Annotated in this window: 21 protein-coding genes; 12 read left to right on the top strand and 9 right to left on the bottom strand. The window is 64.2% G+C overall.

The genetic code is table 11. From position 1 onward, the window contains the following. Positions 1 to 15 precede the first annotated feature (15 nt). Positions 16 to 1,362, top strand: a complete 1,347-nt coding sequence (locus E8E95_RS06815; RefSeq protein ID WP_280349134.1) for a cache domain-containing protein — start codon at positions 16 to 18, stop codon at positions 1,360 to 1,362. A gap of 34 nt (positions 1,363 to 1,396) precedes the next feature. Then, positions 1,397 to 2,029 (top strand): response regulator transcription factor, encoded by a 633-nt coding sequence (locus tag E8E95_RS06820; RefSeq protein ID WP_280349135.1) that lies wholly within the window; start codon positions 1,397 to 1,399, stop codon positions 2,027 to 2,029. 287 nt (positions 2,030 to 2,316) lie between these two features. Here the strand turns inward: E8E95_RS06820 and E8E95_RS06825 are convergent, their stop codons facing one another. Next, entirely contained in the window at positions 2,317 to 4,680 is a 2,364-nt protein-coding gene (locus E8E95_RS06825; RefSeq protein WP_280349278.1) for a DNA polymerase II, read from the bottom strand. A 228-nt stretch (positions 4,681 to 4,908) separates the two neighbouring features. Here E8E95_RS06825 and E8E95_RS06830 point away from each other — a divergent pair, with 228 nt between their 5' ends. Together E8E95_RS06830 and E8E95_RS06835 are read left to right on the top strand one after the other, a co-directional pair. After that, entirely contained in the window at positions 4,909 to 5,139 is a 231-nt protein-coding gene (locus E8E95_RS06830) for a hypothetical protein (RefSeq protein ID WP_179059219.1), read from the top strand. Further along, positions 5,136 to 5,435 carry a cell division protein ZapA gene (locus E8E95_RS06835; protein ID WP_280349136.1) on the top strand — a complete coding sequence of 100 codons (300 nt, stop codon included), beginning with the start codon at positions 5,136 to 5,138 and terminating at the stop codon, positions 5,433 to 5,435. Before E8E95_RS06830 ends, E8E95_RS06835 begins: the two co-directional genes overlap by 4 nt. Positions 5,436 to 5,784: 349 nt before the next feature. Here the strand turns inward: E8E95_RS06835 and E8E95_RS06840 are convergent, their stop codons facing one another. Together E8E95_RS06840 and E8E95_RS06845 are read right to left on the bottom strand one after the other, a co-directional pair. Next, the gene (locus E8E95_RS06840; protein WP_077524598.1) at positions 5,785 to 6,735 is read right to left on the bottom strand and encodes a phospholipase D family protein; all 951 of its coding nucleotides are present in this window, start codon (positions 6,733 to 6,735) and stop codon (positions 5,785 to 5,787) included. Positions 6,736 to 6,897: 162 nt separating this feature from the next. Further along, on the bottom strand, positions 6,898 to 7,383 hold the full coding sequence (locus tag E8E95_RS06845) for a GNAT family N-acetyltransferase (protein WP_280349137.1): 486 nt from the start codon (positions 7,381 to 7,383) through the stop codon (positions 6,898 to 6,900). A 160-nt stretch (positions 7,384 to 7,543) separates the two neighbouring features. Between E8E95_RS06845 and E8E95_RS06850 the strand changes: the two genes are divergently transcribed. After that, positions 7,544 to 8,482: a YeeE/YedE thiosulfate transporter family protein gene (locus E8E95_RS06850; protein ID WP_280349138.1), complete on the top strand. Its 939-nt coding sequence runs from the start codon at positions 7,544 to 7,546 to the stop codon at positions 8,480 to 8,482. 161 nt (positions 8,483 to 8,643) lie between these two features. Here E8E95_RS06850 and E8E95_RS06855 read toward each other — a convergent pair whose 3' ends face one another. Both E8E95_RS06855 and E8E95_RS06860 read right to left on the bottom strand, forming a co-directional pair. After that, the gene (locus E8E95_RS06855; protein ID WP_280349139.1) at positions 8,644 to 9,459 is read right to left on the bottom strand and encodes a type 1 glutamine amidotransferase; all 816 of its coding nucleotides are present in this window, start codon (positions 9,457 to 9,459) and stop codon (positions 8,644 to 8,646) included. Between the two features lie 323 nt (positions 9,460 to 9,782). Then, positions 9,783 to 10,697: a LysR family transcriptional regulator gene (locus E8E95_RS06860; RefSeq protein WP_280349140.1), complete on the bottom strand. Its 915-nt coding sequence runs from the start codon at positions 10,695 to 10,697 to the stop codon at positions 9,783 to 9,785. Positions 10,698 to 10,854: 157 nt separating this feature from the next. Here E8E95_RS06860 and E8E95_RS06865 point away from each other — a divergent pair, with 157 nt between their 5' ends. The 4 genes from E8E95_RS06865 (at position 10,855) to E8E95_RS06880 (ending at position 14,568) form a co-directional block, all read left to right on the top strand. Then, positions 10,855 to 12,180 (top strand): nucleobase:cation symporter-2 family protein, encoded by a 1,326-nt coding sequence (locus tag E8E95_RS06865; protein WP_280349141.1) that lies wholly within the window; start codon positions 10,855 to 10,857, stop codon positions 12,178 to 12,180. A gap of 36 nt (positions 12,181 to 12,216) precedes the next feature. After that, positions 12,217 to 12,723 (top strand): nucleoside deaminase, encoded by a 507-nt coding sequence (locus E8E95_RS06870; protein WP_280349142.1) that lies wholly within the window; start codon positions 12,217 to 12,219, stop codon positions 12,721 to 12,723. After that, positions 12,720 to 13,079, top strand: coding sequence for a hydroxyisourate hydrolase (locus E8E95_RS06875; RefSeq protein ID WP_280349143.1), 360 nt, complete (start codon positions 12,720 to 12,722; stop codon positions 13,077 to 13,079). Before E8E95_RS06870 ends, E8E95_RS06875 begins: the two co-directional genes overlap by 4 nt. Positions 13,080 to 13,470: 391 nt before the next feature. Next, positions 13,471 to 14,568, top strand: coding sequence for a DUF1615 domain-containing protein (locus tag E8E95_RS06880; protein WP_280349144.1), 1,098 nt, complete (start codon positions 13,471 to 13,473; stop codon positions 14,566 to 14,568). Between the two features lie 8 nt (positions 14,569 to 14,576). Here the strand turns inward: E8E95_RS06880 and E8E95_RS06885 are convergent, their stop codons facing one another. Further along, positions 14,577 to 14,924 (bottom strand): 5-carboxymethyl-2-hydroxymuconate Delta-isomerase, encoded by a 348-nt coding sequence (locus E8E95_RS06885; protein ID WP_280349145.1) that lies wholly within the window; start codon positions 14,922 to 14,924, stop codon positions 14,577 to 14,579. A 43-nt stretch (positions 14,925 to 14,967) separates the two neighbouring features. Beyond that, a complete protein-coding gene (locus tag E8E95_RS06890) occupies positions 14,968 to 15,909 on the bottom strand; it encodes a LysR family transcriptional regulator (protein WP_280349146.1) in 942 nt (313 codons plus the stop codon). A 104-nt stretch (positions 15,910 to 16,013) separates the two neighbouring features. Between E8E95_RS06890 and araD1 the strand changes: the two genes are divergently transcribed. From araD1 to E8E95_RS06905, 3 genes are all read left to right on the top strand, one after another. Beyond that, entirely contained in the window at positions 16,014 to 17,009 is a 996-nt protein-coding gene (araD1, locus tag E8E95_RS06895) for an AraD1 family protein (RefSeq protein WP_280349147.1), read from the top strand. A 128-nt stretch (positions 17,010 to 17,137) separates the two neighbouring features. Continuing rightward, positions 17,138 to 18,718 (top strand): aldehyde dehydrogenase (NADP(+)), encoded by a 1,581-nt coding sequence (locus E8E95_RS06900; RefSeq protein ID WP_280349148.1) that lies wholly within the window; start codon positions 17,138 to 17,140, stop codon positions 18,716 to 18,718. 147 nt (positions 18,719 to 18,865) lie between these two features. Beyond that, positions 18,866 to 19,252: a VOC family protein gene (locus E8E95_RS06905; protein WP_280349149.1), complete on the top strand. Its 387-nt coding sequence runs from the start codon at positions 18,866 to 18,868 to the stop codon at positions 19,250 to 19,252. A 48-nt stretch (positions 19,253 to 19,300) separates the two neighbouring features. Here the strand turns inward: E8E95_RS06905 and E8E95_RS06910 are convergent, their stop codons facing one another. Both E8E95_RS06910 and E8E95_RS06915 read right to left on the bottom strand, forming a co-directional pair. Next, the gene (locus E8E95_RS06910) at positions 19,301 to 19,906 is read right to left on the bottom strand and encodes a cell wall hydrolase (RefSeq protein ID WP_280349150.1); all 606 of its coding nucleotides are present in this window, start codon (positions 19,904 to 19,906) and stop codon (positions 19,301 to 19,303) included. A gap of 213 nt (positions 19,907 to 20,119) precedes the next feature. After that, positions 20,120 to 21,904: an alpha/beta fold hydrolase gene (locus tag E8E95_RS06915; RefSeq protein WP_280349151.1), complete on the bottom strand. Its 1,785-nt coding sequence runs from the start codon at positions 21,902 to 21,904 to the stop codon at positions 20,120 to 20,122. Positions 21,905 to 21,922: the final 18 nt, after the last annotated feature.

Raw genomic sequence — 21,922 nt, forward strand, 5'->3', positions numbered from 1 at the left:
GTGAAGTGAGTGACCATGCAACTCAAGCACAAGATCGTGACGCTCAGCGTCCTGCCACTCATCGCGTCGGTGCTCTTCATCTGCGTGCTGGTCTTTGCCCAGAGCCAGAAGCTGGAGGAAGAACAGGCCCGGTTGGTAGAGAGCAGCATCATGGCGGCCAAGAAGGCCGAACTGAAGAACTACCTGGAGCTGGCCCTGAGCCTGATCGCGCCCCTGTACGAGAGTGGCCGCGACGACGAGGAGACGCGTCAGCAGGCGTTGCACATGCTGTCGCGGGCGAGCTTCGGGCTCGACGGCTACTTCTTCGTCTACGACCGTCACGGCAAGAACCTGATGCACCCGCGGCAGGCGAACCTGGTGGGCAAGGAACTCATCGGCATGAAGGACAAGAACGGTCTGCCAGTGATCCAGGCACTGCTCGAAAGCGCCGAGCGGGGCGACGGTTACCAGCTCTACACCTGGGAGAAACCCTCCACCCGCCAGGTGACTGAAAAGCTCTCCTACGTGGTGATGCTGGACCGCTGGGGCTGGATGCTGGGCACCGGCATCTACATCGACGATGTGGAGGTGGCCACGCTCAAGTCGCGCCAGGAAGTGGCCACAGGGGTGCTGACCACGGTGCTGGCGATTGCCTCCTTCTCGCTGATCGCGATCCTGGTGGTGTTCACCGGCGGTCTGATGCTGAACTTCACCGAGCACCGCCTGGCCGACCGCAAGCTGTCGGCGCTGAACCAGCGCATCGTCCACCTGCAGGAAGAGGAGCGTTCACGGGTTTCCCGTGAGTTGCACGACGGCATCAGCCAGCAACTGGTGTCGATCAAGTTCCAGTTCGAATTGGCCAGCCTGGAGCTGGAGAACGGGCGGGAGAGGGGGCTGGAGAACCTGCGCGCGGGCACGGCGCGTCTCGGCGAGGCCATCGGCGAAATCCGCCGCATCTCCCACGACCTGCGGCCGTCATTGCTGGATACCCTCGGCCTGTCGCCGGCGATCGACCAGCTGGTTCATGAGTTCGAGCAGCGCACGGGCATCCGCACTCAGTACGAGCGCGGTCTGGACGACGCCAGCCTCGGCATGGACGTTCGCGTCACGCTGTTCCGCATCATCCAGGAAGCCCTGGGCAACATCGAACGCCACTCCAGGGCCAGCGCCGCTATAATCTCGCTCGCCGCCAACCAGGCAACCATCGTCCTGCGGGTCGAAGACAACGGTGTGGGATTCGATCCCGGCCTGGTGGACAGGAGTCACGGCATCGGCCTGAGGAATATCAGGGAACGGGTCGATCACCATCGCGGGGCATTCACCATTTCCTCTTCTCACGGCCGAACGGAACTCCAGGTCGAGATACCCGTGCAGAGAGCTTGAACGGCTCGAATTCCAGGCGAACCAAGAGGCCGTCATGAGCGTTCCCAATCCCATCAGAATCGCGCTGATCGATGACCACGTGCTGGTCCGCGATGGCGTGAAATCGCTGCTCTCGGCCATGCCGCACTTCGAGGTGGTGGCCCAGGCCGAGTCCGGCGCCGAGGCACTGGAGCTGGTAGCCAATACCGAACTGGACTTGCTGCTGGTGGATGTCGGCCTGAAGGACATGAACGGCCTGGAGCTGACCCGGCGGCTGTGCAGCCTGTATCCCGGCATCAAGATCCTGATCCTCAGCATGTACGACAACCAGGAGTACGTGCGCACCTCCATCAACGCAGGCGCCTTCGGCTATGTGCTGAAGAACGCACCTTCCACCGAGCTGATCGCCGCCATCGAAGCCATCGTTGCTGGCGGCAGCTTCTACAGCCCGGAAGTCGCCCGCAAGCTGGCCACCAATGTCCGCGACGAGAACGAACTGACCCCGCGCGAGTTGCAGGTGCTGTCGATGCTCGCCAAGGGGCTGAACAATAAGGAAGTGGCGCGCGAACTGGATATCAGCGTGCGCACGGTGGAAACCTACCGCCTCAGCATCCGCCGCAAATTGAACATCGATACCCCCGCGGCGCTGGTCAAGTACGCCCTGGAGCATGGGCTGATCTCGATCTGAAATGCAGGGCACCGCACCGGCGAAGGCAGGGCTGCCTATCTGAGGAAACCGTAGGTTGGTGCCGAGCGCAGCGAGGCCCAACGCAGCGATGCCGAGCCCTGGAGCGTTGGGCTTCGTTCCTCTGCCCAACCTATGGCAGGACTGCGTCCTGCATCGCGAATGAATTCGCCCCCACATATGCAGCGGCCTTGGCATTGTGGGGGCGATTTCAATCGCTGACCGAGCCGAAGCTCCGGCCTTGCTCAATCGCGAATGAATTCGCTCCCACAAGGGAGCAGGAACTGGGCCTAGAACAGCACCATCTGCTTGTCGATCAACGACGCGAAGTCGTCCCCCACAAAGGGCAGGATGGCGTCGGCAATGGGTTGTAGCTGGCGAGTCAGGTAGTGGTCATAGTCGATGGCGGAGCGGCGGGTTTCCAGCGGCTCGGGACCGTTGACGGTGATCAGGTAGCTGATCCAGCCGCCGTTCTGGTACTGGCGTGGACGCCCCAGGCTGTCGTTGAAGTCGTCGGCCATGCGTGCGGCGCGCACGTGGGGCGGTACGTTGCGGGTGTAGTCGTCCAGTTGGCGGCGCAGGCGTTTGCGATAGACCAGCAACTCGTCCAGCTCGCCGGCCAGGGTCCGTTGCACGTAGTCGCGCACGTAATCCTGATAGGTCTGGCGATTGAAGATGCGCTGGTAGAGTTCCTGCTGGAACTGCTGGGCCAGCGGCGACCAGTCGGTGCGCACCGTTTCGAGCCCCTTGAAGACCATTTCCTGGCTGCCGTCGGCACGCATCACCAGGCCGGCATAGCGCTTCTTGCTGCCTTCCTCGGCGCCCCGGATGGTGGGCATCAGGAAGCGCTGGTAGTGAGTTTCGAACTGCAACTCCAGCGCGCTTTCCAGTCCGTACTCCTGCTGCAGGTGCTCGCGCCACCATTGGTTGACCTGCTGTACCAGATTGCGGCCGATGCGGGCCGCTTCATCTTCTTCGTGGGGCCGATTGAGCCAGACGAAGGTGGAGTCGGTATCGCCGTAGATCACGCTGTAGCCCTGGGCTTCGATCAGCTCACGGGTACGGCGCATGATCTCGTGGCCACGCATGGTGATGGAGGAGGCCAGGCGCGGATCGAAGAAGCGGCAGCCACTGGAGCCCAGCACGCCATAAAAGGCATTCATGATGATCTTCAGCGCCTGGGACAACGCCTTGTTGCCGTCGCGCTTGGCCTCTTCACGGCTTTGCCAGACCCGCGCCACGATGGAGGGCAGGCTGTGCCGGGTACGGGAGAAGCGCCCACCGCGAAAGCCGGGGACGGAGTGTTCGTCATCCGGTTGCCTGAGGCCTTCGATCAGGCCAACGGGGTCGATCAGGAAGCTGCGGATGATCGACGGGTAGAGGCTCTTGTAATCCAGTACCAGGACGGACTCGTAGAGGCCGGGCCGCGAATTCATCACGAATCCGCCGGGGCTCGCCTCGGGGTTCTTTTCGCCGAGGTTGGGCGCGACGAAGCCCTGGCGGTGCATCAGCGGCATGTAGAGGTGGGTGAAGGCCGCAACCGATCCACCGCTGCGGTCGGTGGCGAGGCCGGTGACCGTGGCGCGTTCGAGGAGGAAGTGGAGCAGTTCGGTCTTCTCGAAGATGCGCGTGACCAGCTCGCAGTCCTTGAGGTTGTAGCGCGCCAGGGCGGGCTTGTCCTCGGCGAACATGCGGTTGATCTCATCCATGCGCTGGTAGGGCGTGTCGATCGCCTTGCCCTCGCCGAGCAGCGTCTGGGCGACGTTTTCCAGGCTGAAGGAGGGGAAGGTCCAGGTGGCTGAGCGCAGGGCTTCGATGCCGTCGATGATCAAGCGCCCGGTGGCTTCGGCAAAGAAGTGGTTGTTGCCGCTGCCGTGCTCGCGCCAGCCCATGGGATCGCCACCACGGCCCAGCAACAGTGGCACCTTCAGCTTCTCGGCGTGCGCCTGGAGCACGCGCAGGTCGAACTGCACAAGGTTCCAGCCGATGATCGCGTCCGGATCGTGTTCGGCCAGCCACTGGTTCAGGGCCTCCAGCAGCTCGGCGCGGCTACCCCGGTAGTCAAGCTGGAAGTCGACCCCGCTGGCATCGCCATTGGCCGGGCCGAGCATGTAGACCTGGCGTTGGCCGCAGCCTTCCAGGGCAATGGAATAGAGTTCGCCGCGCTCGGTGGTTTCGATATCCAGCGACACCAGCCTGAGTCGCGGGCGGTAGTCGGGGGCGGGTTTGAGCTGTGCATCCAGCAGTACGCCGTTGGCGTCCAGGGTGCCGCCGAAGAACACCGGTGCGGTGATGAACCGCTCCATGAGGTAGCGTTCCGGTGGGCGGATATCGGCTTCGAAGACATCCACGCCGGCTTTGCGAAGCGCCTTCTCCAGACGCATCAACTGGCGGTGCTGGCTGCAGTAGAGGCCGAGTACCGGACGATGCTGGAAGTCGCAGAGGGCGAGGGGGCGCAACTCCACGTCGCGCTCGCCGGCCAATACCGATTCGGCGCGCTCGCGTTGCTCGGCGGGAATGAACGCAACTGAGCTCTGAACTGGCAGGCGCACCTGTCGTGGGCCGGCATCGGTGGCCAGCCAGAAGTCGACTTCCGTCCCTTCCGGCGTGTCCTGCCAGTGCCGGGTCAGGACGAACCCCTGCTGTAATTCCACCACCGCAACCTCGGAACCTTTCTTCACCGCGGGATTCTACTCGTCATCGTTCCGGCGCGCGCGTCGGGCGAGGCACGGCGCAATATGTCTGTATGACATGAAGAAAATTTGCTAAGCCATTGAATTGACAGCATACGTCCTGTCTGAAGAACCTGATTTTTCCTGGCCAGAGAGGGGGCTTTTCTTTATGCTCCCCGGCCTTTTTCACCCGTCCGGGAGACGACCCCCATGCTGGACAATACCCTCGTACAACTCGAACAGCTCGTGACCGAACTGCTGCAGCAGAATCAGGCCATCGCCGACGATAACGCACGCATCCGCGCCGAACTGCGCAAGGCCCGCGAAGAGAACGACAGCCTGCAACTGTCGATGATGGAGCAGGAGGAGAAGAACAACGCCGCCGCCGAACGTCTGCAGGCCCTGGTCCGCCGCGTCAGCGAGAGCCGCGCCAGCGCATGAGTACCGACAGCGTCCGCGTGCTGCGCATCCTGGGGCGCGAGTACAACATCAAGGCGCCGGCCGGCGAAGAGCAGGTGCTGCAGGACGCGGCAGCGATGCTGCAGGCGGAAATCGCCTCCAACAAGAAGAAATTCCCCTATGTCACCGCCAATGAATTGGTGGTGCTTTCTGCGCTCAACCTTTGCGCACGCCAGCTGAATGCCGGCGACAAGCCCCACGATGCGGCCGACGTCAGCCAGCGCCTGGCCAGCCTCAACCGGCGCATTCGTGCGCAACTGGACAGTGTCGGTTCCTGAGATTCCTGGGCGGCTCATTGCTTTCCTTGTGGGGGCGAATTCATTCGCTATGGGCTGCGAAGCTGCCCCCTGCAAGGCCGAGGGGCGAACCTGCGGTCCGCTCAGCGATTGAAATCGCCCCCACAGGGTTGGTGCCGGGATTGGGCCTTCTTTGTAGGGCGAATTCATTCGCCAAGGGCGGCGTAGCTGCCCCTGAGGGGCCGATGGGCGAACCTGCGGTCCGCTTGGCGATTGAAATCGCCCCTACAGATGGAGATCGCCCCCGCAGGGCCCGGGCCAGATTGGCCTTTCCTTGTGGGGGCGAATTCATTCGCGAAAGGACGGTGAAGCCGTCCCCTCGGCAGCGGGATCAGCCGATGACGCGGAAGATATCGGCGCGATTGATCTCGGTGCGGCCGTCTTCGTACCACTCCGGAATCGCTTCCTTGAGCAGTTCCTTGTCGCCATCCAGCTTGAACGGCTGGGTGTAGCGCTTCTTGCGATAGGCGTAGATGTAGTAGGTGCCTTCGCGGTAGAGGATGCGGTCGAAGGTGTAGAAGCCGATGTGCGAGCCATTGCAGCGCGCCGTCAGCACCACGTCGCCTTCCTCGTAGGGCAGGGCACCTTCGGCACACTCGTAGGTGAAGAACTCGCGGACATCGTCCCAGGCCACGCCGTCGCTGCTGGATTTCAGGTGGTCGCGAGCTTCGTCCTCGGACTGCTGCGAATGGTCGCTGTACCAGATGAACAGCGGGATGCTCTGGTTGGTGTCGTCGCCCAGCCAGCCTTCGCTGTCCAGGTATTCGGCGGTACGCGCCAGGCCCGCTTGCATGCGGCGGTGGTTCTGCTTGTAGGCGTCCAGCGCATCTTCGAAGGCCTGGACATGGTTGCAGGCCATCACGCCCTCGATGCCCTTGATCGCCTGGGCGCGTGCCAGGTAGGCGTCGTACAGGGCCGCATCGGTGATGACGGTGCAGGTATCGCGCACCAGGCTGACGCCGACCTGGGTGAGGTTGGCGCTGCCGACGATGACCACATCCGGCTCGATCAGGTAGAGCTTCCAGTTCACGCTCGCCTGGTAGCGGAAGTCCACCGTGAGGGCGAGATCAGGATTGGATTCGTTGAGGCAGTGCTCGATGAAGTCGGGCGAGGTCAGCGAGTTGATGGTGCCGACCAGGATGTCCAGCTGGTTGCCATTCTCGATCAGTTGGTCGATCAGGGGCTCGGTGCCGCTGGCGAAGGCGGAAACTATCGTGATCTTCTTTCCGCTCAGTTCGCCCAGATAGGTTTCAAGGCTGTCTTCGTAATCCAGAATTTCCATACAGTCTCCAGCGACATCTATTTTGCAATTTCGCTATTTTCGCACAGGCAATGCCATAAACCAGCGTCCGAAATGCTTCGCGGACCCGCCGAGTGTGTTTGACGCCCGGCGGGTCGCCCGGAACACCAGGCGAAACGCTGAAAATGATTGAAATCCCAGGCCTCAGCTGTTGCTTTCGGCAAACTCGCGCAAGGCGTCGCCGTCCAGGCGATAGCGCACCCATTCGTCCTGGGGCAGGGCGCCGATGGAGCGATAGAAGTCGATGGCGGGCTGGTTCCAGTCCAGCACGCTCCATTCGAGGCGACCGCAGTCATTGGCACGGGCTTCGCGGGCGATCTCCCTCAGCAGATGGCGGCCTGCGCCGATGCCGCGTTGGTCCGGCGTGATGTAGAGGTCTTCCAGGTAGATGCCATTGCGGCCCAACCAGGTGGAGTAGCTGTAGAAGTACACCGCGTAACCGATCGGCTGGCCGTCCTTCAGGCACATCAGCGCGCGAGAAGGGGCGTTGTCGGCGAACAGGGTGCGGCGGATGTCCTCGATGCTGGCGATGACTTCGTGGCCGGCCCGCTCGTAGACAGCCAGTTCGACGATGAAGTCGAGGATCTGTTGCGCATCGTCGGGCTGGGCTGGGCGGATTTCGATGGTCACGGTAACTCTCCATGGGCAGTTGATGCGGCCATGCTAGAGGCTTTGCTGGAGCGCATGAAGGGATTCTTGGCAATGGAGAGCGACGACCGTCGCCGCCGGGCTGCGCTCGCTGGGCGTCCGCTAATCTTGGCGTAAGACCTGGCCTGCGGAGGGCGAGGGCGTGATCCTGCTGGCGAGCGTGCTTCTGGCCCTGTTGATGGGCTTTGCCGTGCAGCGCGGTGGCACCTGCATGGTGGCCGCGCTGGAAGAGGTGGTGAACAAGGGCCGCTGGGCCCGCTTTCGCGCGCTTCTGGAAACGTCCCTGTGGGTGCTGGGTGGATTCGTCCTGCTGCGTGCCTTCGATCTCCTGCCGATGGTGCCCACGGGACTTTCCTTGCACTGGCATGCGGCACTGGGTGGTGCGCTGCTGGGCATCGGCGCGTTCATCAATGGAGGGTGTGCCTTCGGCGTCGTGGCACGGGTCGGCTCGGGGCAATGGGCCTGGCTGGCAACGCCCCCAGGGTTCCTTGCAGGCTTCGCCCTGGCCGGTCGCAATGTCGGCATGACCTCCGCGATGCCGACGATGATTCCCGGCTGGCTGGAGCAGGTGCCCATTGGCCTGGTCCCGATGATCATCGCGGCACTGGTGGCGCGTTTGGGTTGGCTGGCCTGGAACCGGCACAACGGCGGAGTGCATGCAACGATCTGGTCGCCGCACCACGCCACTATTGTCCTCGGCGTGGCCTTTCTCCTGCTGTTCGTCTGCGTCGGCGCCTGGGCCTATACCGATATCCTCGCTGAGCTGGCCACCGGCCGATTCATGACGCTGGGCCTGCGCGGTCTGCTGCTGCCGGCGATGTTCGCCGGGGCCTTGCTGGGTGGCTGGAGCGCCGGGCTCTGGGAACACCGCTGGCCGACGCCCCTGGCCTTGCTGAAGTGTTTCGGCGGCGGGGCACTGATGGGGCTTGGCGCCACCCTCGTACCCGGCGGCAATGACAGCCTGATCCTGTTCGGCATGCCGCTGCTCTGGCCGAACGCCTGGCTGGCTTTTGCCTGCATGTGCGTGGTGGTGATGCTGACGCTCTGGCTGGCGAAGCTGGGAAGAGGGCGACAGCGGTGAGCAAGGAGGTTCGACGCGTGCGCCATGCGCACCGGTTTGGCGCTCAGGTGAGAGCTAGTCGTGGGCTCCATGCCATTGGTGCGCGCGGCGCACCCTACGCCGTTAGACAGGCATGAAAAAGCCCGGCAATTGCCGGGCTTTTTCATTCAACGGGTGCAGTCTCAGGCAGCGTGATCGAACGCCTTGCCCTTGGCCTTGCGCTCCACCTGCTTGCGGCAGGCTTCACCGAAGGCTTGGAAGATCTTCACCGAGTCGGGGTTCTTCACCGCCTGCCATTCCGGGTGCCATTGCACCGCGAAGAGGAAGGGCGAAAGTTTTGGAGCGTGAATGGCTTCCACCAGGCCGTCTTCGGCACGGGCGATGGCTTCGAGGCCCTTGCCGAGGGTTTTCAGGCCCTGGCCGTGCAGCGAGTTCACCTGAATGGTGTCGGTACCCAGGACCTTGTGCAGCCAGCTGTTCTGCTCCACACGCACGCTGTGGGCCGGGGCGTACTGGACGTCCACCGGGTCTTCAGTGTTTTCGCGGTGGTCATTGAAGCCGGGCTCGGCATAGACCTTCTGGTACATGTCGCCGCCCAGGGCGACGTTGATTTCCTGCATGCCACGGCAGATGCCGAAGATCGGCAGGCCGCGCTCGATGGCAGCACGAATCAGGGGCAGGTCGAAGAGGTCGCGATCCTTGTCCTGACCTTTCTCCGGGGTCAGGTTTTCCTGGCCGTAGAGGGTCGGGTCGATGTTGCTGCCGGCACCGGTGAGGTAAACGCCGTCAGCCATATCGAGGTACTGCTCGAGGTCTTCGGTGCCGCAGCAGGTGGGCACGAGGACCGGTACGCATTCGGAGATATCTACCAGCGGCACGATGTACTTGTGGGTCATCACCTGGTAGTCGTGGCCCTTGCGTTCCTGGGCGCCCATGGACATCAGGACGACCGGTTTACGAGTGGTCTGTTTCTTATTGCCAATGTTGCTGTTGGACATATTTCACCTTGGGACAGGCTCAGCCTATCGTTGCTGTGCAGGCGCGCCAGTGAGGTTTGGGGCTACCTGAGATCTCGAGCACTGCCGGAAATCGTCGGGGCGATTTCCGGTCGAGACCTGCTATATAGCCTGCCAGAGCCGTTTAATATGTCAAACGAAGCCGACGAAAAACGTAAAAAATAATGGCCGATTTTTATCGGTTTTTAATCGGTAAACTATTGATATATATGGGTTTTGCTGAGTATAGAAAAATATTTTTCGGTTCAGCATCTAAAACGAGTGTTCAGAATGCTGGACCCTGCGCCCCGCATGGAAGCCTCGTCCTAGAGCGTCGTCGCCTTGCCCTGGCTATCCAGCTCGAACACCTTGTTCCGCATCAGCCGCTCCCGCAGCCAGCGTTTGGCCTTGCCCCTGCCTTGCCGGCGCGGCCAGATCAGGTCCACGCCTACCAGCCAGTCCGTATGTGGATAGGCGACGAGGTTCAGTTCCACCAGATCGCCGCTGGCCAGTTCCCGATGGATGAGCTGGCGGGGCAGGGTGGCCCAGCCGAGGCCCGCGCGCACCATTTCCAGCAAGGCCATATAGCTTTCCGCTTGCCAGAGCTGGGTAGAGCGCAGGTACTCACTGCTGGGCAGCTTGCTGGCGTGAGCGCTGAAGGCCAGTCGTCGATGGGCATGCAGGTCGGCGAAGCTGACCTCGGCAAGCTGCGCCAGCGGGTGTGACGGGTGGGTGGCGTGCACCATGATCAGCTTGCCCAACTGCTGGAACTCCAGTTCCCGTGGATATTCCGGTTGCGAGAAGGCAATACCCATCTCGACTTCGCCTTTCTGCACCATGCCGGCCACATCGCCATAGACCGGGTGGCGGACGATCAGATCGACATAAGGAAAAGCCTGCTCGAACTCGCGCAGTACTGGCATCACGGTGTTGTAGGGCACCTCGATGGCCAGGGCCAGGCTCGGCTCGGTTTCTTCCGTCAGGCTGTCGGCATGGCCTTCCAGTGCCAGGCAACGCTCCAGCACCGCTTCGGCCTCCAGCAGAAGCTTCTGGCCTGCAGCGGTCAGTGCCGGGATGCGGGTGGACCGGTCGAAGAGGTCCACGCCCAGGTCAGTTTCCAGATTGGCGATGGCGGCACTGATCGTCGATTGCGTACGACCCAGTCGGCGTGCGGCTGCCGAGAAGGAACCGGCTTGGGCAACGGTGACCAGCACCTGCAACTGATCCAGTGAAAACCGCATGGCGAAGCTCCTTTGATCCATCGATGGAGGCGATGGTTATTCATTTGTTCCATCGCCATCAAGTGGAGATCATCCGCCTCAGCCAGCACTGCCTCCTCGAATCGCTGGGCAACCCACACCCAAAAACAAGAACACGTTGCTTTGCAGGAGTACCTCCATGAGCCATCCCCATCCGGTGGACCAGCTGCTTCCCGTTCGCCAACTCGTCACCTACGGCCTGCAACACGTGCTGGTGCTATACGCCGGCGCGGTGGCCGTGCCGCTGATCCTCGGCAGCGCCCTTGGGCTATCCAGCGCTGAAGTGGTGTTGCTGATCAACGCCAACCTGCTGACGTCGGGTATTGCCACGCTGGTCCAGACCCTCGGCTTCTGGCGCTTCGGCGCGCGCCTGCCCCTGGTGCAGGCCTGCTCCTTCATCGCACTGGCGCCGATGATCATGATCGGCAAGGCCTACGGGCTGACCCAGGTGTTCGGCGCGGTGATCGCCGCCGGGGTCATCACCATCGCCTTGGCGCCGGTGTTCAGCCGCCTGCTGAGATTCTTCCCGCCGGTGGTGATCGGCAGTCTGATCACCATCATCGGCATTTCCCTCATGCCGGCAGCGGCCATCTGGCTCGGCGGCGGCAACCCCGGCGCGGAAGATTTCGGCAAGCCCGCCAACTTGCTGCTGGGCCTGGCAACGGTCGCCATCACCCTGGTGATTCATGCGCGATTCTCGGGCTTCGTCGGCAACCTCAGCGTATTGATCGGGCTGTTCGCGGGCAGCCTGATCGCCGCTGCCTTCGGCATGACCGACTTCAGCCGGGTAGGGCAGGCGGCCTGGTTCGAGCTGTCCGCACCCATGGCTTTCGGCGCGCCTGAGTTCTCCCTGACACCCATCCTGATCATGACGCTGGCAATGCTGGTGATCATGGCCGAGACGACCGGCAACTGCCTGGCCATCGGCAAGCTCACCGGCCGCACCATCACCCAGCGCACCCTGGGCGATGCCTTCCGCGCCGACGGCCTCTCCACCATCGTTGGCGGCCTGTTCAACAGCTTCCCTTACAACGCCTTCACCCAGAACACCGGCCTGATCGCCCTTTCCAACATCAAGAGCCGTTTCGTTGTGGCTACTGCGGGTGGTCTGATGATCCTCATGGGGCTGTTCCCCAAGCTCGGTGCGCTGATCGCCGCCGTGCCCACGCCGGTGCTCGGCGGCTGCGCCATCGTGATGTTCGGCATGACCACGGTGGCCGGCATCCAGGAGCTGTCGCGAGTGCGCTTCGAGGGCACCCGCAATGCCCTGGTGGTGGCGGTGTCGCTGAGCGTCGGCGTGCTGCCCATGTCCTTCCCGGCCCTCTTCGAACACTTCCACGGCGCGCTGCGCCTGGTGCTGGAGAGCGGCATCTTCCTCGGCGCGCTGAGCGCCATCGTCCTCAACCTCCTGCTCAACCGGGAGGAGCCCGCCAGCCAGGGCGAAACCGCCGAGCTGGCCGACTGATTCGCGTATTGCGCCTTTACTGCCAAGGAGCCACCCATGACCTTCAGCAACCTCGTTCCCGCCGGCGTCAACGACCTCGACCTGGAACTGCTGCGCCTGTCCATCCGCCTGTCCGAGGAATCCCGCGAGCGTGGCCGGCATCCGTTCGCCGCCCTGGTGGCCGACCGCAACGGCAAGGTGATCGCCCAGGCCGGCAACAACTCCATGCCGCCGGAAGGCGACCCGACCCAGCACGCCGAACTGGCCGCTGCCGCCCAGGCCGCCAAGATCCTGAGCCCGGAAGAACTAGCCCAGTGCACCCTCTACACCAGCGCCGAACCCTGCTGCATGTGCGCCGGGGCGGTGTACTGGACCGGCATCGGGCGCGTGGTCTACGCACTGTCGGAGCACGCGCTGCTGGGACTGACCGGCGCCCATCCGGAGAACCCCACCTTCTCCTTGCCGTGCCGCGAAGTGTTCGCCCGCGGCCAGCGTGAAGTCGAGGTGCTGGGGCCGATGCTGGAGTCCGAAGCTGCTACCGCCCATGAAGGCTTCTGGTCGTGAGTGGCGGTATTTCCATCCATGTGGTGGATGTCGCCAGCGGCTGCGTGGCGGAAGGGCTGGAGGTGCGACTGGAGCGGCTGGAGGGCGAGGATCGCGAGCTGATCTGCGCCGGCCGCATCGGCAGTAACGGCCTGCTCGCCGAATTGTCGGGGCTGGCCGAACGCTGCCGTCCAGGCCTCTACGAAGCCCGCCTGCGAGTGGCGGACTTCTACCGAGCGCGGGGGATGCAGTTGCCAGAACCGCCGTTCCTCGATGAGCTGATCTACCGCTTCGGTACCAGTGAGGCGTCCCAGCATTACCATCTGCCGTTCAAGCTCACTGCCTGGGGTGTTTCCTGCTTCCGTGGCGGCGCTTGACCGCCGCGATTTGCCTTCCTTTTCGCGAATGAGTTCGCTCCCACATCGGCATGTTCCGCTCTTGTCGGTTGGGTCGGGCGGCGTTCCGCGAGCGAAGCGAAACCCAACGATACGCGACCGGCCTCGCGTTGGGCTTCGCTGCGCTCAGCCCAACCTACGGCAGGACTGCGTCCTGCTTGGCGAATGAATTCGCTCCCACATCGGCACAATCTGCTCTTGTAGGTTGTGGCTGAGCGAAGCGAAGCCCAACGATTAACGGGGAGTCCCATGTTGGGCTTCGCTGCGCTCAGCCCAACCTACGGCAGGACTGCGTCCTGCTTGGTGAATGAATTCGCGCCCCAGCTGTCTTTCATGCCATGTTTTCCGGCATGAATCGCAAGGCAGCCCCTTCATGAACAACCTCGTCCCGCGTATCATCATCCTCGCCACGCTACTGACCCTGGCCGCCTGCGGTACACAACGGCCGGAGGAACCGGTGCTGCGGCCGGCCGAGGTGCGGGCCAAGGTCGTGAAGCTGATGCCGGCCAAGGTAACGGATCGCCAGGGCTGGGCCGCTGATATCCAGGCCGCCTTCGCCGCACAGGACATCTCACCCAATAACAGCAACCTTTGCGCGGTGCTGGCGGTCACTGAGCAGGAGTCCACCTACCAGGTAGACCCCCAGGTGCCGGGACTGGCGAAGATCGCCCGGCAGGAAATCCTGCGTCGCGCCGGTGGCCTGCATGTACCGGCCTTCGTGGTGAATTCCGCCCTGAAGATCGACTCACCCAACGGCAAGACCTACGATCAGCGCCTGTCCGCCGCACGTACGGAGAAGGAGCTGAGCGCCATCTTCGACGACTTCATCGACATGGTGCCCCTGGGCCGGAAACTGTTCGGCAACTTCAACCCGGTGCACACCGGCGGGCCGATGCAGGTGAGCATCGCCTTCGCCGAAGCCAGCGCGAAGGACTACCCGTACCCGGTCAAGGGTTCCATTCGCCAGGAGGTCTTCACCCGGCGTGGCGGCATGTACTTCGGCATCGCCCACCTGCTGGGCTACCCGGCGCACTATCCGAAGCAGCTGTACCGCTTCGCCGACTTCAACGCCGGCTGGTACGCCAGCCGCAATGCCGCCTTCCAGAATGCCGTTAGCTTGGCCTCGGGTATTCCCCTGGCGCTGGACGGCGACCTGGTGATCCATGGCTCCAGCAAGGCGGGCGCCACCGAACTCGCGGTGCGCGCCCTGCAGAAACAACTGGACCTCAGCGACTCGGCCATCCGCCGCGCGCTGCTCAAGGGTGACACCCTGGAGTTCGAGGAAACCGACCTGTACGAACAGGTGTTCGCCCTGGCCGAGAAGATCGAGCGGCGCAAGCTGCCCCGCGAAGTGATGCCGGGCATCGACCTGAAGAGCCCGAAGATCACCCGCAAACTCACCACCAAGTGGTTTGCCGAGCGGGTGGATGGGCGCTACCAGGGCTGCATGAAACGCGCATCAGGGCTCTGAACCACAGGTCAGAGGAAGGCCTTGGAATAGGTGCTGCGCTCCATGTCCTGCATCTGCACGCTGAGCTGCACGTCGAGGTCATCGGGTTTGTTGAAGGTCTGCTCGATGGCTTCCAACACGCCACGGGAGAGCGCCTGTTTGACGTTCTCCGGACGGCCTGAGAGCAGCCACAGCGTGGCATGCACGAAGCCCCTGCCGTTGCTGGCGGTGCCCACCAGGAAATGCTCATGGCGTACGGCGCGGCTCTTGATGTCCGCTTCGGAGATGTCGGCCAGGAAACCATTGCAGGCGGCGAGGGTGGCGGCGGCATTGAAGCCGGGGAGGTTGGCGCTGTACTCGATGACGAGATGGGGCATGGGGCTTTCCTGTTCGTGAGGTTGTACTCGTGTTCCGGGCGCATCAGGCGCCCGGCTGTGAAGCGCTTTCCGCCTCAAGGGCCTGCCACAGCAAGCGGGCCGGCGCGGACAACTGCGCACCCCGGCGCATCACCACCGAGAAGGGCTCGCTGCGCGAACGCAGTTGCAGGCGCAGGCAGGCGAGGCTGCCCAGGTGGATTGCCTCATCGGCTACTTCGCGGGGCATCAGGGCGATCAGCTGCGGGTTCTGCCGCAGCAGCATTACGGTGGTCAGCGTCGAGGCGGTCTCCAGCGGGTAGCGCGGGAATTCCAGCCCCGCCTGGCTGAACTCGCGTTCCAGCACCAGGCGCATGGGCATGTTGGCGGGGTATACCACCCAGGGGTAGTTGGCCAGTTCCGCCAGCTCCAGCGCCTCGGCACCCGCCAGCGGGTGCGCCGGATTGGCCATGACCTTCAGGGTTTCGCCATAGAGCACCTGGGCATCGTAGGCGTCCGGCCGGGGGCTCACGCTGGTGCGGCAGACGGCCAGGTCCAGGCGGCCCTGGTCGATCAGGCCCAGCAGACGGGCGCTGGTGTCTTCCACCACCTCCACCGACAACTCCGGTTGGGTGTCCCGCAGTCGCTCCAGACTGCGCGCCAGCAGCGGCACCGCGCCCATCACCGCGCCCACCGAGAGGCGACCGCCCTGGCCCTGGAGAATACCGATCATCTCTTCCCGCAGGTGCGCCAGGTCAGTGTGGATCAGACGTGCGTAGCGGATGGCGCAGCGGCCCAGGTCGTTGGCTTCCAGGCCCTGGCTGGTGCGATTGAACAGGCGCATGCCGAAGGCGGCTTCGATCTCGTTCAGCGCCTTGGTGGCGCCGGGCTGGGTAATGGCGACCTGCTCGGCGGCCTTGTGCAGCGAACCCTGTTCATCGAGGGCGATCAGCAGACGCAGCTGCTTCAGGCGCAGGCGGGAAACCAGGGCGGGGAGGGAAGCGATCATGGGGGGATGACCAAAAGTTATCGCGGGATCAGAAGCTCTCATTAGGCAGGCCGGCGGGGGATTCGTAAAGTCCCGGCCAACACCCCGTAACGAGAGTCATCGCCATGAGACTGATCCAGTTCGAGACCGCCACCGGCCAGCGCCATGTTGGCGTGATCGAGGGTGAGCAGGTCCAGGTCCTGCGCGCCACTGCCAGCACCCGCGCCCTTGCCCTGGCCGCCATCGCCGCCGGGCGCAGCCTGCAGGACGAAGTCCTGAGCCGTGGCACCGAACCCGGTCCGGCCTACCGCGAGCTGCTGGAAGCCGGCCGCGTACTGCCGCCCCTGGACCATGAAGATCCGGCCCATTGCCTGGTCAGCGGCACCGGCCTGACGCATCTGGGCAGCGCCTCCACACGCGACAAGATGCACCAGCAGAAGGCCCAGGACGAGGCCGCCCTGACCGACACCATGCGCATGTTCAAATGGGGCGTGGAAGGCGGCAAACCCGGCGCCGGCAACGCCGGTGCGCAACCGGAATGGTTCTACAAGGGTGACGGCGGCATCGTCGTCCGACCCGGCGCCGACTTCCCCGTGCCGGCCTTCGCCGAGGACGCCGGCGAAGAGCCCGAGCTGGTGGGCCTGTATGTGGTAGGCGAGGACGGCCAGCCCTATCGCCTGGGCTATGCGCTGGGCAATGAGTTCTCCGACCACGTACTGGAGCGCCGCAGCTACCTCTACCTGGCCCATTCCAAGCTGCGCTTCTGCGCCTACGGTCCCGAGCTGCGCGTGGGCGAGCTGCCAGCGCACCTGGCTGGTACCAGCCGCATTCGTCGAAATGGCGAGGTGATCTGGGAGAAGGAGTTCCTCTCCGGCGAAGACAACATGTGCCACAGCCTGGAAAACCTCGAATACCATCACTTCAAGTACGCGCAGTTCCTGCGTCCGGGCGATGTCCACGTGCATTACTTCGGCACCGCGACCCTGTCCTTTGCCGACGGCATCAAGGCCGGTCCGGGCGACCGTTTCGAGATTGAGATGGCCGAATTCGGCGCGCCCCTGGTCAACGGCATCGCCCGTGAAGAGGAGCACCTGGCGCCCGGCGCTGTCCGCTCCCTGTAAGCGCCGCCAGCGGCGGCACCCGCGCCTGTAAGCCGCGTACCCACGAGGTGCGTGCCTGGCGCGATTCATTCATTTCCGGCCACCGTTCGCGGCGGCCACCCTCAACCCACAAGGTCAGGGAGACGAGCATGACCGTCATCACCGGTTTCAACTTCATCGCCGGCGGCCGCAGCGCCGCCGGCCCCGTTACCGTGCAGAGCTTCGATGCCACCAGCGGCGAAGCGCTGCCCTATGCCTTCCGCCAGGCCACCGAGGCCGAGGTAGACGCCGCTGCCCGCGCCGCCGAGGCGGCCTATCCCACTTTCCGCAGCCTGCCGGCCAGCCGTCGCGCCGAGTTCCTCGACGCCATTGCCGACGAACTGGACGCCCTGGGCGACGACTTCATCGCCACCGTCTGCCGCGAAACCGCGCTACCCACCGCCCGCATCCAGGGCGAGCGTGGCCGCACCAGTGGGCAGATGCGCCTGTTCGCCACCGTGCTGCGTCGGGGCGACTTCTACGGCGCCCGCATCGACCGCGCGCTGCCCGAGCGCAAGCCCCTGCCGCGCCCGGACCTGCGCCAGTACCGCATCGGCGTCGGCCCGGTCGCCGTGTTCGGTGCCAGCAACTTCCCGTTGGCCTTCTCCACGGCCGGTGGCGACACCGCTGCCGCCCTGGCCGCTGGCTGCCCGGTGGTATTCAAAGCCCACAGCGGGCACATGGCGACCGCCGAGTGGGTGGCCGATGCCATCGTCCGTGCGGCAGAGAAAACCGCCATGCCAGCCGGTGTGTTCAACATGATCTACGGCGGCGGTGTCGGTGAGTGGCTGGTCAAGCACCCGGCGATCCAGTCCGTTGGCTTCACCGGTTCCCTGCGCGGCGGTCGTGCCCTCTGCGACATGGCGGCGGCGCGTCCGCAGCCGATTCCGGTGTTCGCCGAGATGAGCAGCATCAACCCGGTCCTGCTGCTGCCCGAAGCCCTCAAGGCCCGTGGCCAGCAGGTCGCCGCCGAACTGGCCGCCTCCGTGGTGTTGGGTGCCGGGCAGTTCTGCACCAACCCGGGCCTGGTGATCGGCATCCGCTCGCCCGAGTTTTCCGCCTTCCTCGAACGCTTCACCGCCCTCATGGGCGACCAGCCGGCGCAGACGCTGCTCAACGCCGGTGGTCTGAAGAGTTACTGCCACGGTATCGACGGCCTCCACCGTCACCCCGGCATCACCCATCTGGCGGGCAACCCGCAGGAAGGCGGCAAGGCTCAGGCCCAGTTGTTCAAGGCCGACGCGAGCCTGCTGCTGGAAGGCGATGAACTGCTGCAGGAAGAAGTCTTCGGTCCTGCGACCGTGGTCGTCGAAGTGGCTGACAAGGATGAACTCGTGCGTGCATTGCGAGGGCTACGCGGCCAGCTCACCGCCACCCTGATCGCCGAATCGGCTGACCTCGCCAGCTTCGGTGAGCTTTCCAGCCTGCTGGAACAGAAGGTCGGGCGCCTGCTGCTCAACGGCTACCCGACCGGCGTGGAGGTCTGCGATGCCATGGTCCATGGTGGTCCTTACCCGGCCACCTCGGATGCCCGTGGAACCTCCGTCGGGACCTTCGCCATCGACCGCTTCCTGCGCCCGGTGTGCTACCAGAACTACCCGGATGCGTTGCTACCGGACGCGCTGAAAGATGCCAACCCGTTGGGCATCCAGCGTTTGGTCGACGGAGAAAGCACGCGCAGCGCGATCTGATCCGGGGCGGTTCGGAACCTCCACCCGGTGCAACGGCTGCCCGCTGCGCTGGGGGAGGTTCTGTGCTTCCCGGGGTCGAAGTAGCTGGGCGGCTATCATTCAGGGTTTCGCGCCGATACCGGCCTCGACCACCGGGAGGAGCTTTTCATGAAGATCGTTGTGGCCAGTGTGCTGGTGGACGACCAGGCGAAGGCGCTGGCCTTCTACCGCGACCTGCTTGGCTTCGAGCTGAAGCACGATATTCCCATGGGCGCCCATCGCTGGCTCACGCTCACTTCACCGGGTGACCCCAATGGCGTCGAGCTGTTGCTGGAACCGGATGTGCATCCGGCGGCCGGGCCGTTCAAGGCAGCGATCAAACAGGATGGAATTCCCTTTACCTCCTTCGGCGTCGACGACGTGCACGCCGAGCATGCCCGACTCAGCGCCGCCGGAGTTCGTTTCACCCAGCCGCCGACCACCATGGGTCCGGTCATCCTCGCCGTGTTCGACGATACCTGCGGCAACCTCATCCAGATCGTCCAGCAGGTTTGAACCGAGGGAGAGCGCTGCGTCTTGCACACACCGTCGGCGACCGGCTGCTTACCCGGATTTCGGCTTGTAGAAGAGGAAGCGCCGGGTCTGCGCCGTCCTGGCGTACTCGCGGGCCCAGGCTGGTGAAACGGTGCGGTCGTGGAAGTACAGCGCACCCTCCGTGCGATCCTTCAGTTGGCCGTTGAGTGCCTTGCGTGCGATCTCCGTGGCCAGTTCGTAACGCTCTTCCTCCACCACTTCATCGGGGCGTCCATCGCACCACCAGGAGAACTGGCAGCTCTTGGTCTCCGAGCCCTGCTTGACCACGGCGCAGACGGTATCCGGAAAGTCGTCGCTGGCCAGCCGGTTCATCACCACATTGGCGACGGCTTCCATTTCGTAGGGTGGCTCGCCCTTGGCTTCCCAGTAGATGGAGCGCGCGAGGCAGGTGATGGCGTCGTCCAGTGGCGCCGCGCCGGCCGGGTCCACGGCCTGCGCCTCGCTGGGCGTGATGGGGGCGACCTCGCCGCTGGGCGGCGGTTGGTCGTTGGCAGCCTTTTCTTCCAGCACCTCGGCCTTGTTTTCCGCCGTCTCGGCCTTCTCGGTGTCGGCGGCCGATGCGTAGCCACCCAGAAGCAAGGCGGCTACGCAGAGTAACCCGGGTATCCAGCGCATCTTGGACCTCGCTGATGACGTGCCACCAAGGCCGCCACGTGACAGCGAGGAACGGGACGGCAGCCGGCGGGTCCGAGCCGCTGGGTCGACCCGCCTGAGGGATAGACTGCGGCTCCGCGCATTCATTCCATTGAAGAGCGCTGGAGCTCACGGGTGGTGCGGCCTTGAGTCACTTGGCCGGGCTCACCCGAGTCCTGCCGATGCGGCGGGATTTCAGCGCTGCATTACATAGGTGCCGGGTGCGGGGCAGAGCGGCGGATGTTTGCGCGAGCCGGCTTTTTTCGGCGTGGCCAGGCTTTCGCCCGAGCGCTGCTGGATCCACTCACGCCAGTGGGACCACCAACTGCCTTGCTGGCGCTCGCCGGCATTCTGCAGCCAGGTTTCCGGGTCGCTGGAACTGGCGGGCGCTGCGTAGTAGAACGACTTCGGATTGCCCGGCGGGTTGACCAGGCTCTGCAGATGTCCGGCGTTGGACAGCACGTAGGTAGCGTCCTCGCCGAACAGGCGGGCCGTGCCGTAGCAACCTTGCCAGGGCGTGATGTGGTCGGTGGTGCCGCCGACTACGTAGGCACCGACCTTCACCTGGGTCATGTCGATGGATTCGCCGGCAATCGTCAGGGTGCCCGGGTTGCTGTAGGGGTTCTGCTGGACCAGGTCGAGGTAATCCGCATGCAACTGGGCGGGCAGGCGGGTGGTGTCGTTGTTCCAGGCGAGGATGTCGAAGGCCGGCGGCTTGTTGCCCAGCAGGTAGTTGTTGACCCAGTAATTCCAGATCAGGTCGTTGGGGCGCATCCAGGCGAACATGCGCGCCATGTCCTGGCCGCTCAGTACGCCCTTGCGCTTCGAGCTGGCCTTGGCAGCGCGCAATGCGGCCGGTGTGGCGAACAGCCCAAGGGTGGTGTCGTCCAGCGCGGACGGCATGTCGAGCACGCACACGGCCCAGCTGGTGTTGGCCACCTTGTGGCCCTCGCCACGGGCTGCGAGCCAACCGAGGTAGGCCGCCAGGGTGATACCGCCGGAGCAGGAGCCCCACATGTTCACGTCCGGGCTGCCGGTGATCTGGCAGGCCACATCCACTGCCTGGTCGAGGCACAGGGCGTATTCGGAGAGGCCCCAATCGCGATGCTCGCTGGTGGGGTTGCGCCAGCTGATGACGAACAGGTTCACGCCGCTGTCCTGAATCCACTTGATCAGGCTTTTTTCCGGCGAGAGGTCGATGGCGTAGTACTTGTTGATCTGCGGGGGCGACATCACCAGCGGCCGTGCAAATGCGTTCGGTGTGGTCGGTGCGAATTGAAGCAATTCAAACATCTCGTTGCGGAACACCACGTCGCCCTTGGCCGTGGCGATGTTCTCCCCGACCTTGAACGGGGTGCTGTCGACCTGCTCCGGAAGCCCGCGCTTGTTCAGCATGTCGTGGGCGAAGTGACGGATGCCCCTGGCCAGGCTCAAACCACCGGTATCCACCAGCTTGCGCAGGGCGGCGGGGTTGGTCAGCGGCGAGTTGCTGGGGGCCACCGCGTCGGCCAGGAGCGATGCAACGAATTGCGCCCGGCTCTTTTCCAGGGGTGGGAGATCAGTGGACTCGATGAAGCGGTTGAGTTCGCCCTGGCCGGCCAGGTAGCTCTGCAACAGGCCCCGCAGGAAGACGTTGGACTGCCAGGCCGGATCGGCGAAGCGCTTGTCCTTGGGGTCGGGAGCAATGGTGGAGGAACCGCCAACGATGGCGCGCAGTTCCTTGAGGTATCCGCCCAGATGAGCGCTGGCCTTTAGCGGCGACTGGCCCAGCGCCTTGAGCAGGTAGCCGGCCGAACCGACCAGGTCTGCCGCGCGCACGCTGACCAGCGGATTACCCGCCAGCGTCTGGTTTGTCGCAGTGCCGATCAGCTCGTGTTGCGGGGACGGGAGGTCGGCCTCCTTGCGGGGGCGACGGGGCTTGGCAGTTGCGGGAAGTGGTTTGGCCGCCGAGGCTTTCGGCGTGCGGGGGGATTTGCTCATGGAACTCTCGTTTTTTCT

The organism is Pseudomonas sp. BN414 (genome assembly GCF_029871275.1).
In the GTDB taxonomy this organism is placed as follows: Bacteria; Pseudomonadota; Gammaproteobacteria; order Pseudomonadales; family Pseudomonadaceae; genus Metapseudomonas; species Metapseudomonas resinovorans_C.